The following is a 15777-nucleotide window of genomic DNA, read 5'->3' as shown; positions in this document are numbered from 1 at the left end:
TCTTTCAATCATCTCCCATGAAGGAGAAGATCCTATCCGGTATTAGCTTCGGTTTCCCGAAGTTATCCCAGTCTTACAGGCAGGTTGCCCACGTGTTACTCACCCGTCCGCCGCTAACGTCATAGAAGCAAGCTTCTAATCAGTTCGCTCGACTTGCATGTATTAGGCACGCCGCCAGCGTTCATCCTGAGCCAGGATCAAACTCTCCGAAGAAATGTTTGACTTGCTCATTTAAAAAATAAAAATTAACGTTGACGTTTGTCGCTTTGTTCAGTTTTCAAAGTTCAACCGTTGCTCTGAAGCAACTTTATTAGTATAACATTCTACCATTTTGATGTCAACACCTTTTTTTAAGATGTTTCTCTCAACTGCGCTGTTCATCAGCGACATTTAATAATTTACCATATATAATATGTAGAGTCAATCKTTTTTCTAAAAAACTTTATAAATAAAAAAGTTAATGAAGTAAACCTTCAGTAAAATGATTGAATACTCTCTATTACAATAGCAATCTAGCCGCTATGCAGTTTTCTTATCTTACCATAAAAAAAAAGCCCAGTCATTAAACTGAGCTTTTTTATTTAAACTATTCTGCTAAGAATGCAAAATAGAGTATGAAGATGATACAGAGAGCATACATAATTGGATGAACTTCTTTTCCACGCTTGCTGCATAACATTGTAATAGGATAAAAGATAAAACCAACCGCAATACCTGTTGCAATACTGTATGTTAATGGCATCATAATTACCGTGAAAAATGCAGGAACTGCTACTTCGAACTCTTTCCAATTAATTTCCCCTAAATTTGACACCATCAGAGCTCCTACCGTAATTAAAGCCGGCGCAGTAACAGCTGGTGTCACGACCGCTAACAATGGAGAAAAGAACAGTGCAATTAAGAAAAACGCCGCCGTTACGATTGCAGTAAACCCTGAACGTCCGCCCGCTGCTACTCCAGCCGTAGACTCTACATAAGCTGTTGTTGATGAGGTACCAAGAACAGCACCAACTACAATCGCACTAGAATCTGCCAATAACGCTCTGCCCGCTCGCGGAAGCTTATTATCTTTCATAAGCCCAGCTTGACTCGCTACAGCAACCATCGTACCTGCTGTATCGAAGAAATCAACAAATAAGAAAGTTAAAATGACGACTAGCATCTTTACAGTAAAGATATCACCGATATTTTGAAAAGCTGCCCCAAACGTCGGGTCAAGACTAGGAACTGATGAAACAACTGCTTTAGGTGTATCAATTAAACCAAAAGCCATACCCGCTACAGCTGTTACAATCATACCAATAAATACAGCTGCATTTACTCGAAGCACCATTAATACAATAGTAATGACAATGCCAAAAACCGCAAGTAACGTTGTTGGGTTAGTTAAATCACCCAGTCCAACAAATGTGGCATCATCTTTGACGATGATTCCGGCACCTTTCATACCAATAAAACTAATAAACAAACCAATACCTGCTCCAACAGCCATTTTTAATTCAATAGGAATAGAATTAATAATTTTTTCTCGCAGGCTTGTTAATGTTAAAAGAATAAAAATAACACCTGATATCATAACACCCGTTAAAGCCGTCTGCCATGGAATTCCCATTGTCAGAACAACTGTATAAGCAAAAAATGCGTTTAATCCCATACCTGGAGCTAATGAAATTGGATATCTACCAAGCACTCCCATAACAATTGATCCCAAAGCTGCCGCTAAAGCAGTAGCTGTAAATACAGCCCCTTGGTCCATTCTCATACTGTCAGGCAGATCCTTTACATCACTTAGTGATAGCACAGATGGATTAACAAATAAAATGTAAGCCATAGATAGAAAAGTTGTAAGGCCAGCTATAAACTCTTTTCGATAGCTAGTACCCAGCTCTTCAAAACGAAAATACTTCTTCACGTTTTTTCCTCCCTTTATAGAAGCCGCATGCACTTAGGCAAGCCATAAAAAATGCCTCTACACTAGGCGCGTAAAGGCATAAGATCGACTAAAAGAGAAATGTATGAGCCAAAAAAACAAAAGATTTTTACACATACATGTATTACTTTCTCGTAGTCAAGCCATTTACGGTAGCTCGGTAGAAACTTTTGGGCCTTATCCCCAAGATTATACGACATTAAAGCTATATCTCGCTGTTTTATGTTACTATCCTACCATTAACTTTTTAAAAAAGTCAACAAAAAACGAACATTCTTAGAAAAGAATGTTCGTTTGTTCGGTTTTCTTACATATTATTCCCATTCAATTGTTGCAGGTGGCTTACTTGTAATATCATACACTACGCGGTTAATATGCTTAACTTCGTTTACAATACGCGTTGAGATAACTTCAAGCACATCCCAAGGAATACGGGCCCAGTCAGAAGTCATACCATCAATTGATGTAACAGCACGAATACCGATTGTGTAATCATACGTACGAGCATCTCCCATTACACCTACACTGCGGATGTCAGGAAGAACCGTAAAGTATTGCCAGATATCGCGCTCCAAGTCAGCTTTTGCAATCTCTTCACGTAAAATAGCATCCGACTCACGTACAATTTCTAACTTCTCTTCCGTAATTGCACCAAGTACACGAATACCTAGACCTGGTCCTGGGAAAGGTTGACGCCAAACGATGTTATCAGGGATACCTAATTCAGAACCTAATGCACGTACTTCATCTTTGAATAGCGTGTTTAACGGTTCAATTAGTTTGAACTGCATATCTTCCGGTAATCCACCTACGTTGTGGTGAGATTTGATCGTTTGAGCTGTAGCTGTCCCACTCTCGATAATATCTGTGTATAGCGTACCTTGAGCTAGGAAATCAAACCCTTTTAATTTAGCAGCTTCGTCATCGAATACATAAATAAATTCATTACCGATGATTTTACGCTTTTGTTCAGGATCTGATACGCCGTTTAATTTTTCTAAGAAGCGATCTTTTGCATCGATTTTAATTACGTTCATATTAAAGCCTTCGCTAAATGTTTCCATTACGCTTTCCGCTTCACCTTTACGTAATAAACCGTGATCTACGAACATACATGTTAACTGATCACCAATTGCTTTGTGAATTAACACAGCTACTACTGAAGAGTCTACTCCACCGCTAAGTGCGCAAAGTACTTTTCTATCTCCAACTGTTTCACGGATTTTATCCATTTCAACTTCAATGAAGTTCTCGATTGACCAGTTTGCTTCAGCATGACATACTTCAAACACGAAGTTCTTTAAGATATGGTTACCATGCACTGAATGGCGAACTTCTGGATGGAACTGCACTCCGTACATATTCTTATCTTTGTTACTCATTGCGGCAATTGGACAAGATGGGCTAGTTGCGTCCACTTCAAAACCAGCTGGTGTTTCTACAACTAAATCACCGTGACTCATCCAAACAACTTGTTCTTTTGGCAACTCATGGTACATTAATGAACCGTTTTGTACGTTAATCGCTGCTTTACCATATTCACGATGGCTAGCACCTTCTACCTTCCCGCCAAAATGATGAGTCATTAATTGCATTCCATAACAAATACCTAAAACAGGAATATCTAATTCAAAAATGTTTTCATCGCAGTGAAATGCGTTTTCACCGTACACACTGTTTGGGCCTCCAGAGAAAATAATTCCCTTTGGATTTAATGCTTTAATCTCTTCTGCTGTAATTGTGTGCGGATGCAATTCACTATATACTCCGAACTCGCGAATGCGACGCGTAATCAGTTGGTTATATTGACTACCAAAATCTAATACAACAATCATGCCTTCCATCTTGTTCACCTCTCCGAATGTGTAAATAATCACTTGTTATTATGCCCTAAAATATAAAAAAAACTAGACTTCTCCCTCAAAAAACAAAGGCAGAAGTCTAGTTGAGCACGACGTTTATCGTCAAATAGACTGTTCTGCCTTCATAGTCAGATCGTTTAAGGTGACCCGGTAGAGACTCTCGAACCATATTATCGAGGATATATGAAGGTATACGAAACATTTATAGTAAGTTCGAGAATATTCTATCAATCCGCGAAACAATGGTCAAGAACTCGTTTTTTTGATTAAATTTTCCCACAATTCAATCGACTCTTTCCATTCTTTTATGGAATCTGCATTTCGATACAAAACCCGCTCATATTTTTCCGTTAATTGTAGCATATTTACCGTATTTAATTTTTCGTCTACTTCTCCTGCAAAGTCGCGCAGCGTCTGACTTTCTTGCCGCTTTAGTCCATTTGCAGCGAGTCTTTTAAGTAAAAAAGCATACGCTGATTCAAAGGTTTCCACACTCTCTTTCTTTTTATAAAAAGAGATATAAAAAGGTAAAAACCATTTAAATCGATTGAGATATATTACTATTAACATAACTACAATCAGTCCGCAGAAAAGTACTTTCCACTTCATAGACAACTTAGCATTTTGAAGAGAAGCTGTTTTTTCTTTCGCTTTTTCTTCTTGTGCCGGAAGCTCTTTTTCCTTAGGCTGCTCCTTCACTTGCGTTTCTTGTTTCTCTTCTTCCCTTTGACTATTTTCACTAGAGTTGTTAGGTTGGCTATCTACAAAATCATAAGGATTAGAAAAACTTTTTGTTGGTTCAAAAGGTACCCAACCCGCTCCTGGAAAATAGACTTCGACCCAAGAATGAGCATTATTTTGTGTGATTTCATAGGTTGTCCACTTACTACTTCCTGAAATGACGGTGGCATCACCTTCTGTATAGCCCTTTACCCACCGAGCAGGAATATCTAATGAACGAAGCAGCACAACCATAGAAGTAGAGAAGTTATCACAGTACCCTCTTTTTGTATCAAATAAAAATTGATCCACATAATCTTTATTTTTCGTAGGAATTGGAACATTTTCAGTATCATATACATATGGATTTGATCGGAAGTATTCTTCAACGGCTTTCGCTTTTTCATAACGATTGTTCTTATTTTTTGTTAACTCACGAGCTAAATCCTTTACTCGTTTCGGCAAGTTAGCAGGAAGTTGTGTATACCTTGCTATAAATTCGTTATTATTCTCTAAACTCTCTGCCTTTTTTTCCTCTGCTTGCTGAAGAAGTCCAATATCAAATACGGGATATTTATACGTCATCTCATACGATTGAACAGTAACAAGCTTGTCATTTTGATAAGGATATAATTTTTCATTTGTCGGTGTAACATCGGTTTGAATGCCATTTTTTAAGGTTAGCGACAGCAGTTGAGGAACATGCATAAGATGAACAGAAGGCTGCGAATAGGTAACTTCTGCTTTTCTTACTTGTCCTGCTACACTTGAGTCATATTGAGGGAGTAAGTTTTCATTTCCTTTAAAGGGTACTTTTTCTTCCTCTTTAGACAGCTCCCACCCCTTACCTGTATAAACATCCTTCGTTTCAATACGCCAATAGTGCTCATCCTCTACTTTGGCTGTAAACACAACCGTATCATCATTGACAAACGATCCCCCCAATTTAGAATCGTCCATATCATAGCCAATTCGTTGACCGCTTGCAGATTCTCCCTGTCCTTGATTTGTTGTATGCGCTGTGATAAAAGGTACGGGATCTGGCCACTGCGGCCCTGGTTTAGGAGCGAGATAAGCCAGCACAATGACGATAGCTAAAAAGCTGCCTAGAAAAAGAAACGATCGTTTTCTATTTTCTAAACGCTCAGTGCTCGCAGCTTTTATACGTTCAGGATTTATGCGAAGCATGGCTACTAATAAAAATCCAATAATGGTCACGCGAATAATAGCAGCTCCCGCATCGTAAGCAGAAAAGGTATCCAACACGGTAATATACAAAATGGTTAAGAAGAAAAAGAAGAAAATTCTTTTTTGGTAAAAGATCCAATATCGAATTAAATAAGCCATAATCCAAAGCAGCACAAAAAATAAAGTGCTCCTCATTTCAAATGATAAATTCGCTATATTCCAATCCATGATACTTTGTGCATCTGACTGAAGAATCTCCAAAAGTCTCGGAAGCCAGTCTGAAGAAAAGAATGCTCCTTGGAAATAGAGATTGTGAAGCGAAAACAAAATAAACAATATACTCCCTAACGTCATCACGATAAACGGCAAGCGAAACGTTAAACACAAAAAACAGTAAGCAACAAACAAGATAAAGTACTGAATTTGATTGGTATCGGTCACTTCATTTAAAGGAAGAAGCCATTCCACTAATAAAAAGAATGCTCCCGCGTACAATAAGATGTTTTTTACATACAAAGCTGATTTATTCACTTATTTCCGCCCTCACTTCCTTTAGATGATAGAGGAAGAGGAATATTAACAACTTCAATCGTTAAAGCAGAAGATTGTATTCCATTTACAATAACCGTCTCTTCGTCACTAAGCCCTGCTCCTTCATCTTTAACGACAATTATTGATGCCTTAGCATGCAGACTCAGCTTAGATTGAACCTGCCCAATGAGAGTCCCTGTAACTTGACTGACAATGACCATAAAAGAATGCTGCTTTTGAATGGCAATACTCTTAAATTCTGTTTCGAACGCTCGGTTGTTAACAGGCTGTGCACGCGCTAAGTGATACAACAGGTTACCAGTCTCACTTTGTTCAGAGGTTTTTGGTGAAAAAAGTGCATCTCCAGCTAAAAGAAAATCGATTTTTTTACGCTTGGTTTCTTCATGAATGAGCATGGATGCGAGAAAGCTCATTCGTTCTTCAAAGTATAGAGAGCTTATAACATCTGCAATGATAATCATACTCCGTTCATGATAATGACCAAACTCTTTAGAAATCAACGTAGCTTTACGAGCCGTCGCCTTCCAATCGATAGATCCTAATCGGTCACCCGGCTGGTATTCTCTAATGCCTGTCACTAACGTAGTAGATTGATTCCCCGTCGAAACTTCATTTTTTCCTTCTTCTATTCCCGCTAAAAGAAACGGGATATCTATCTCATGGATTTGAGGATACACGATAAACCGCTGCTGCAGCGGATAATATGCCTTCTTTTTTACAATTCCTAATAAATCACTCAATTCAATCGAAATCGTAAAAAATTCATATTCTCCTCTTTCTACAAACGATCTTTCATACGGAATAACAGCGTTTCGTTGAAAAAGCGGATAAATTGTTCTTTCTTCTTGATCTAAAAGGTTACTCTCCTCTTTCACTGCTGCCATATAAACAGGAAAACCCGAGGAGCGTGTAATATGAATGTCATACGAAAGATGATCTCCAGCGAATCGAGGCTGTAGCTTCACATCACGAGTAACATTCCACTTCTTTAACGGATAAAGCAAAACGGCTGCCGCATATAATCCAAAAGGTAAGAAGCTATAAAATAAAAACCAGCTGACAAAGCCCCCTTGAAACATCGCGTACGAAAACGTAGCAGCAAAGATGCAGAATAAAACGAACCAGTCCCTACATTTATTCCATATCACTTTTATATACTGTTTCATAAAGTACCTCTTACCTTTTAACAGGTACTTTCGTATCAGCCATAATTTGCTTCATCACATCATCCGCTGTTAAGCCGCTGTACTGGGTATCAGATCTTAGCATTAATCGATGTGCACACACATACGAAGCAAGCTCTTGAACATCATCAGGAAGACAGTAATCTCTTCCCTTCACTAAAGCATATGCTTGAACGGCCTTCATAAAGGAAACCGTTCCACGAGGACTGATACCTAACGAAACATGTGGATGAGAGCGCGTTTTGCGAATGATTTCGATGATATAGTGCTTGATCGCATCATCTACATAAATACTGCTTACAGTTTTTTGAGCCTGTACTAATTCTGGAATGCTCATGACGGGTTTGACATCCTCAAGATTGACTTGAGTCGATACGCCGTTTAAAATTTGAAGCTCCTCTTCCTGCGTAGGATACCCCATGCTTAATTTGAATAAAAATCGATCCAGCTGCGCTTCCGGCAAATGATAGGTCCCATCAAAATCAACAGGATTTTGAGTAGCCATCACAAAAAAAGGCGCTGGAATTTCCCGGGTGATACCATCGGTTGTTACATGATGCTCAGCCATTGCTTCTAAAAGCGCCGATTGTGTTTTAGGAGAAGTCCTGTTAATCTCATCAGCGAGCACAATATGGCTCATGATAGGACCTGGACGAAAATGAAATTCCATGTCTTTTGGACTGTAAATAGAAACACCTGTTACATCGGACGGCAGCAAATCGGGCGTGAATTGAATTCGTTTAAATTCTGCATCAATCGATTTGGCCAGTGCCTTCACGAGCATCGTTTTCCCCACACCCGGCACATCTTCAAGCAAAATATGCCCCTCTGCAAGCAAAGCAACCAAACTCAACGTAGATACCTGACGCTTTCCAATCACAATTTGATCGATGTTTTCTAATACTTGATTTAATTTATTATTAATATGATCCAGCTGAATCAATAAAACTCCCCCTTAAAACTCAGTTAAGCCTTGAGTTTAATAAGTTTTCCAATAAACATAGTACTATCTTAACAAATTTTAAAAAAATCTGAAAATATTAACGCACGCAAAAAAAGGTCGTCAAACACACTTCTTGACAGACCTTTTATATGCTTCGATCTAAATAACAGATTTGACCTCATAATTCTGTCTAATTCATGTATGTACCACCATTAACATTAATTGTTTCACCAGTGATAAAGTCAGACATTGATGAAGCCAAAAATAACACTACATCGGCAACATTTTGTGGAGTACCTAATTTCTTAAGAGGGACATTTGAAATTACATTTTGGTAATACTCCTCAGTCCACTGTTTAATCATGTCTGTTTCGATAGGCCCCGGTGAAACTCCATTAACATAGATGTTATGTCCTGACATCTCCAAGGCGAGGTGTCTCGTCAAGTAATCAACTCCTGCCTTAGAGGCTCCATAGGAAGGGGCAGCATTTTTATGACCTGATTTAGCAGTAGAGGAACTGACGTTTACAATTTTCCCATAATTTCTCTTAATCATATAAGGCAAAACAGCTTTGCTAAAATATAAATTCCCATTCAAATTGACATCCAGAACTTTTTGCCAATCATCCAATTTCAGATCTAACGTGGAACTGCGCATATTTATGCCAGCATTGTTAACTAAAATATCAATTTTATTAAAAAGACTCATCGTCTTCTCAGCTGCCAATGTCGCTGTTTCTGGATTTGTTACATCCCCTAAATGAACAGCACACTGCCTTCCCATGGATTGAACTTCGTTAGCCACCTCGGTCAATAACTTGGTGTTTGTCCCAATGATGACGAGGGAGGCACCGTTTTTCGCTAACGTTAAAGCAATACTCTTTCCAATGCCTCTACTAGAACCTGATACAATTGCGACTTTCCCTTCCAATAACATCAGCACACCCCCATCCAGTTAATTAATATTAAGCGCGCACCCTCTCAGAAAGATCTCCTTTCATGAATTTCTGAAAGATATCTTTTGACTTCACTTCACTCAGTGAACTCCAAGCTCATGCCGAAGTTTCCATTCATCATATTCTTGTTTCCTCAGCTCTCTGACCAGGCACCAAAACCGTTCTCATGATTAACGCAGGATTATATATTTTTTCTTTACAATCTGTTTTTCAAGAACTGATATGCCACTTGATCAGCTTCATCTCCCATCGTTGGACCATGATTTGCCTGGGAAGACGAAAAATACATCGCATCCGCATTAGAAGATACTAGAGCTTTATAAAGACTTTCGCTTTGGTCAATAGGAACGAGAGGATCTTTCCCACCGTGCAAAATCATCATCGGTGGACAATTGGCACTTACATAACTAATAGGACTACACCTTTTCGCCAACTCTATATATTTCCAATCTAAATCTTCCGTATCGCCACTCTCTAGCAATTGATATAAATCTACTAACGATTTGCCAGGTTCAGTATATCCAAGAATTTGGGTTATTACATTGTCCATGGATTTTCCTGCATTACCGACTTCTGTTTCAGACAGATTTTTTATGGCTTTATTTGCATTGTTTCTAAAGAGTGCTACTAGATCGGATGGAGCATAAAAAATGGTTGCTGCCTTTACTGTACTTGTATATTCTTGGTTACCTCCGACATCGCCTTCCATTTCACTGCAATTTGCGCTCATTGCGACCATTGCGGCTAGGTGTCCACCGGCAGAATTCCCCAACACTCCAATCCGTTCGGGATCAATATGGTATAACTTTGAATTCGCTTTTAAAAATCTTACAACTCCCTTGCAGTCATGGATACACGCTGGGAAAACAGACTGACTAGCCAAACGATAGGATGGAGATACAACAGTAAATCCTTGCTCGACCAACCTTATAAGTTCCCGAAAATATACTGCTTTTTGAGTGACCTGCTTATATTCACCATACATCCATCCTCCTCCGAAATAGTAAATGATACATGGGCCTGGCGTTTTCTGATTAAGATCTTGATAGATATCCATTTTCAGGGTGTATGGCTCCCCATTATCCAAGGTTACCTCCGCAAAGGGGATATCTTTGTATCGCGGTGAACGACCTGGTGGACATAACGGTTTTACTTTGGGTAACTGTTTTCCCATACAACTTTCCTCCCCATATTTTATAAGAAACTTTCAATTACTAGCGATAATAATTTAAAAAAGGCTCCCTACTCAATGTAACCCTACTATTTTCAAAAGCCACACAACTGCAAGAGTTGCAATTGTCCTAATAATACAAGACCTTTTCCCCTGTTTAGGTAAAATTATTGCTTAGCATCATGAGTTGCCAACAAAGCCGATGGATTACTCCATCGGCTTTGTTTTAAGGTTCTATTGACGCTACTGCTCTCTAGGAATGACAAAGGAAGGAGAACCTTCTCTAATATATTTTTAAGTTCTGCAGCCTGTCCCAATTTATCCAACTTGTTTCTCCTTTTACTTTTTACTTTATTAGCTTACAGGGAACATAACGATAGCACCTACACATAGAGCAAAGATACGAATTAGGTACATAGGTACTGAGAACAACCAAAACTGTGGAAGTTTATATCTACCCATACCTAAAATCATGGCTGGCATACCATCGATTGGCATGAACCCGCCGTTCCATCCAGATACTACAACTGCAATTGCAGCAGCAGCAGGATTCAGTCCCAAACTAATGCTGGTTGCAATAGCGATCGGGGCAAAGATGTATACAGAACCCATATTTGAACCAGTAAAAGTAGCACAAGTACTAGTTAGAATGGCGAAGATAAAGATAAGCAGGAAGGGATTGATGTTGGTACCCAATGCATTCGCCACAGTATCTCCAATCATAGCTGTAAATCCAGAGTTGGCTAAAGCGTCAGCAACGCCGATAACACCAGCCATCATAATAATTACAGGTGCAACCATATTATCTCGAACTTCCCTAAAGTCAAGCACATTGATGATTAGTAAAAATGCTCCCATAAGACCAGGGATGACAAAGGCAGCATTGCCTAATACATTCATAAGCATCATTCCAACAACACTGACCATAAATGCAGCGATAGTGCTGTATTCTTTCCATGCAGGCATAGTCCCCATCTCAGTCGTAGCTGCCACCTCATCAAATCCAGAAGCTTCTGCTTCCGTTATTGGATGATCCGGTAGGAGGCGATACGCAATCAAGGCCCATGCCAAGAAACCAAGAGCCAAGATGAAATTCACTACAGCAAATTTTGACATAGACAGTCCACCGGTATAACCTGCCGTTTCGAGTACGCTAACAGTAACCCCATAGAAAAGTGCTACATTAAAAGGAACTAAAGGGTGATTAGTAGCAAAACCCAAAGGCATCATCAGCTTGGACGTTGGCATTTTTTTATTGTAAGGAATAGTAGATATCAAAGATAAGATCAGTACATAGTAACCAGTGGCACCGGCACCAGGAAAACTGGCACCAAGCATAATGACCACAATCAAAAGAACATAACTCTTATAACCGCCCCTATTTACCAAAGCGAGCATTGAGGACTGAACCCTACCAATTAGGCTAGTCTTCATGAGGCCCGCCATAACAACCATAAAGCCAGCGACCATAATAACGCTTGGGTTCACAAAACCTGCGAAAGCCTCTTGAACAGTGGACAGACCACAGACTACTAACAAAAGACAGGCCAGGATTGGTGGTGCGCCAAAGGCAAATTTATCTGACATAATCATTACAATCATCAGAACCAGAATACCTAGTGCAAGAATCATTTCCATTGTCATTTTTTATATCTCCTCTCTCTTAGGGGGATGACATTTTACTATCATATATAGCCCGTATTTATGAATGAGACGGTTAAAAAGAATAATGTAATGCCTTACTACCTAACCGATTTCTCCAGATGTAGGATTGTAAACACTTTCATTTTCGCGTTTGTCACCATATATATCTGCTACTGAAAAACTAGTATATTTCACACATAGTCTATTCTTATACGCATATACTAAATGTAAAAGTCCTTCCGTATCTTGATAAATTGTAGGATATTCAAATTGTGAATTATTCGTTTTGTTCTCTGCTCCAATGAAACCTTCTGCGTGTTCAATAATTCGACCAAGTGGCCAAGTATTTCCGCCATCTTCAGACACTGAAACCACAACTGGGTTTCTTAATCCAGGCCATGCTACCTTACCAACTTCAGGATTATTGGTAGCGTTTGCATTATAAGCAATGGCAATTGCATCGTTATGAAGTTTGATTGCACTGATACTTGCATTATTATTTGGTAGAGTTGTTGGCTGAGGCACTGTCCAAGAATCTCCGTTATCCTTTGACTCGCTTTTATAAATATAATCTGCAAATCTACTTCTCATAAATGCCACTAAATGACCATCTTCTAATTCGATAACATTGGCATGTACTCTTCCGTTACTTTCAGGCATGCGTACTTCTTTCCATGTTTGTCCTTCATCATCTGATAGTTGAAATACTGTAGGATCGTTTGTAAGACCTAACTCGGAATCTTCACATACCCACGTGCTAAAAATCCATCTACCATTTCTTAATACTTGAATCGATTGTCGTACAAATGTACCAGGCTGGCTAAATAATACTTCTGGTTCAGTCCAGCTTTCGCCATTGTCGTATGTTTTCTGATATTTAATAATGGACGTAAACTGCATATTATCTTTATCTGGTTGTCGACCTTCTTGGGAAGTATAGATTAACCACACCGATTGATCAGGTGCGTGAAAAAATGATGGGTTTTGCTCGCTACGTGTGTCATCCTGTGAGACAATTTCCGGCTCATTCCACTCTTGAGATTCATGATTAAATTTTGATAATACAATTGAAATATCAGGGCTCCCCTCAAATGAGCCTGCAAACCATGCACATAATAAATCTCCATTGTCTAACTTAGTAATAGTTGGGGCATGTGCGGTTGGGAAAGGACCGGATGGAATTAAAGAAAAATCAATATTTGTATAAACATCATGATATAATTTACCGTTTGGAATGGACTCATTAATCACTATCTTGTTATTACTCATTCTAATCACTCTCATCACCTTATCTTTCTATTGAAATTTTTATCTTAATTACCGCTTCATGCTCAGCGTTAGGCAGACACACATAGGCCCTACCCTTATTAATTTTCCTGTTCCTTGCAGACTGCCGTGTAATGGAACTACATTTCCCCAAAATTATATTCAACAGCAACTACTCATTTATTACTTAATGCCAGGCTACAAAACCGTCTAAAACAATTTGAATTGCTCTTCATCTATATAAGTGGTCATTCCTTCTTAAAAGAAATAACCACCATCAAAGTTAAGCTCGTATTATCATCTATTTCAACTTCGTTTACTTTCTCTAAATCATTAGGGATTGTTAGATTTAATTATTTATATTGATTGAAATGATTAAATTAACTATTACACCAGTCCCTTCGCTTCTAAATTAACATTATTTGCTAGCTGTACCCCATAATCAATTGCATTTTCAAGACTAATTTCACTCGCAGTCATACTACCTGCTTGATCAAATGCTGTTCCATGATCAACTGAGGTTCGGATAATTGGTAATCCCAATGTAATATTAACTCCAGAAACTTCTTTCCATTTATTTTGTTCCCTATCAAATACAAACCCTAATAGTTTTAATGGAATATGTCCTTGATCATGGTACATGACCACAACAATATCATACATTCCACCACGAGCTTTTGAGAATACTGTATCTGCTGGTAAAGGTCCAATGGCATTAATCCCTTGATTTTTAGCTACTTCAATAGCAGGGATAATCTCATCAATTTCTTCTGTACCAAATAATCCATTTTCTCCACAGTGTGGATTTAAACCCGCTACAGCAATCCGCGGATTTTCGATGCCCAATTTTACACAGGCTTGATGAGCAATTTTTATGACATCTAGTACTCTCTCTTTTTTAACTAAATCACAAGCTTCCCTTAAAGAAACATGTGTTGAAACGTGAACCACTCTTAAATCACCATCAGCTAACATCATAGAAAATTTACTAGTATTTGTAAGTTCTCCATAAATTTCAGTATGACCAGCAAAGTGGTGTCCCGCTAAGTTTAACGCTTCTTTATTTAATGGATTCGTAACGGTCGCATCTACTTTCCCCTTAAGCGCTAAGTCTATGACTTTTTCCACATAGAGATATGCCGCATTTCCAGCTTCTTTAGATACTTCCCCAATTTTTAACTTATCTGCATCTACAGAGGCTAGGTCAATAACATCCATTGTTCCCCATTCATACAATCCATCTTCTGGTGTAGTAATAGCATTTACCTTCATATTAAACTCTGGGTATTTCTCTAAATAACTCTCTACAATACTTTTGTCTCCAACGAGTAAGGGGTTACATTTTTCATATAAGCTTTTCTTTTGAAAAGCTTTGATTGAGATCTCAGGCCCAATACCTGCGGGATCCCCCATTGTGATTCCAATAATTTTTTTCATGATGCCCCTCCTAACTATTTCATCCCTGCTTCAATATTTTCATTTAATACAGATTTTAATGCTGCAATTCCTTCAGCAGACACTTGATTAAATGGTGCACGGCATTTCCCAACCGGATAACCGAGTAGTTTAACAGCCGTTTTTACCACAGTATTTGGATTTGCAAATTTAAAACAATCTCTAAAACTTCTGATAGAATCTTGATAGTTACGGGATTCTTCAATGTTACCCTTTACAAATTGTTCGTATATTTGCGCCATAGTAAACGGATATACATTCGAACATCCCGCAATACCACCTGTTCCCCCAGCAAGTAACGTCCATAATATTAATGAATCATTCCCTGATAGCACAGAGAAATCTTCTCTATTTCTTGTTCTTTCGATATATTGAAGAATATTATCAAAGTTTCCGCTACTATCTTTGACTCCTACGATATTGTCAATATGACTTAGTTTTTCAACAGTCGCAGGTTGAATCATATTGCCTGTTCGAGCTGGAATATTGTATAAAACAATAGGCATATCAACCGCTTCAGCAACTGTTTTAAAATGCGTATAAATCTCTTCTTGGGTTGCTGCTGCAAAATACGGTGTAATGATTGATAGATAGTCTACCCCAACACGCTTTGCTTCTAAAGATAAGCGAATGGTATCTTGTGTTCCAACTAACCCTGTTGATGCATAGACTGGAACCCTGTCCGCTACTGTATCAACTACTGTTTCCATAACATGCACTTTTTCTTCTTCGCTTAAAATATAACCTTCTCCATTAGTACCGAACGTGAAAATACCGTGAACACCATTCTCAATAACTCTATTTACTTGATTTACGAGTTCTTCATAGTTCACTTCTTCATTGTCAAACATGGGTGTAACAATTGGTGTGATAATTCCTTTTAATTTGTTTTGCAAACTAATCACT

12 protein-coding genes, 1 rRNA gene and 2 riboswitches are annotated in these 15777 nt (G+C 38.5%); all 13 genes read right to left on the bottom strand.

Annotated features, from left to right (window positions below; all coding sequences use genetic code 11):
- Positions 1–213, bottom strand: a 16S ribosomal RNA gene (locus tag AC1DRF_RS04835); the annotation flags it as partial.
- 373 nt (positions 214–586) lie between these two features.
- On the bottom strand, positions 587–1912 hold the full coding sequence (locus AC1DRF_RS04830) for an NCS2 family permease (RefSeq protein ID WP_034655329.1): 1326 nt from the start codon (positions 1910–1912) through the stop codon (positions 587–589).
- Between the two features lie 133 nt (positions 1913–2045).
- Positions 2046–2147: riboswitch (purine riboswitch) on the bottom strand.
- 97 nt (positions 2148–2244) lie between these two features.
- Positions 2245–3774: a glutamine-hydrolyzing GMP synthase gene (guaA, locus tag AC1DRF_RS04825; protein ID WP_427077122.1), complete on the bottom strand. Its 1530-nt coding sequence runs from the start codon at positions 3772–3774 to the stop codon at positions 2245–2247.
- Positions 3775–3897: 123 nt separating this feature from the next.
- Positions 3898–3999: riboswitch (purine riboswitch) on the bottom strand.
- A gap of 39 nt (positions 4000–4038) precedes the next feature.
- Entirely contained in the window at positions 4039–6231 is a 2193-nt protein-coding gene (locus AC1DRF_RS04820) for a transglutaminase TgpA family protein (protein WP_477740388.1), read from the bottom strand.
- Positions 6228–7418, bottom strand: coding sequence for a DUF58 domain-containing protein (locus AC1DRF_RS04815; RefSeq protein WP_427077120.1), 1191 nt, complete (start codon positions 7416–7418; stop codon positions 6228–6230). The genes AC1DRF_RS04820 and AC1DRF_RS04815 overlap by 4 nt, the downstream gene beginning before the upstream one ends.
- Positions 7419–7428: 10 nt before the next feature.
- Positions 7429–8379, bottom strand: a complete 951-nt coding sequence (locus AC1DRF_RS04810; RefSeq protein ID WP_043977166.1) for an AAA family ATPase — start codon at positions 8377–8379, stop codon at positions 7429–7431.
- A 190-nt stretch (positions 8380–8569) separates the two neighbouring features.
- Positions 8570–9316, bottom strand: coding sequence for an SDR family NAD(P)-dependent oxidoreductase (locus AC1DRF_RS04805; RefSeq protein ID WP_427077119.1), 747 nt, complete (start codon positions 9314–9316; stop codon positions 8570–8572).
- Positions 9317–9531: 215 nt separating this feature from the next.
- Entirely contained in the window at positions 9532–10509 is a 978-nt protein-coding gene (locus AC1DRF_RS04800) for an alpha/beta hydrolase fold domain-containing protein (protein WP_427077118.1), read from the bottom strand.
- A 164-nt stretch (positions 10510–10673) separates the two neighbouring features.
- Positions 10674–10832 (bottom strand): hypothetical protein, encoded by a 159-nt coding sequence (locus AC1DRF_RS04795; RefSeq protein ID WP_230185574.1) that lies wholly within the window; start codon positions 10830–10832, stop codon positions 10674–10676.
- A 28-nt stretch (positions 10833–10860) separates the two neighbouring features.
- Positions 10861–12150: an SLC13 family permease gene (locus AC1DRF_RS04790; RefSeq protein WP_025753323.1), complete on the bottom strand. Its 1290-nt coding sequence runs from the start codon at positions 12148–12150 to the stop codon at positions 10861–10863.
- Positions 12151–12252: 102 nt separating this feature from the next.
- Positions 12253–13419, bottom strand: a complete 1167-nt coding sequence (locus AC1DRF_RS04785) for a sialidase family protein (RefSeq protein ID WP_230185572.1) — start codon at positions 13417–13419, stop codon at positions 12253–12255.
- 384 nt (positions 13420–13803) lie between these two features.
- A complete protein-coding gene (gene pdxA / locus AC1DRF_RS04780; protein WP_230185571.1) occupies positions 13804–14853 on the bottom strand; it encodes a 4-hydroxythreonine-4-phosphate dehydrogenase PdxA in 1050 nt (349 codons plus the stop codon).
- Positions 14854–14867: 14 nt separating this feature from the next.
- On the bottom strand, positions 14868–15776 hold the full coding sequence (dapA, locus tag AC1DRF_RS04775) for a 4-hydroxy-tetrahydrodipicolinate synthase (protein ID WP_230185570.1): 909 nt from the start codon (positions 15774–15776) through the stop codon (positions 14868–14870).
- Position 15777: the final 1 nt, after the last annotated feature.

The organism is Priestia sp. P5_B4 (genome assembly GCF_056400385.1).
Note: the sequence above shows the minus strand (reverse complement) of the source record. Positions and strands in the feature narration are given on the sequence as shown.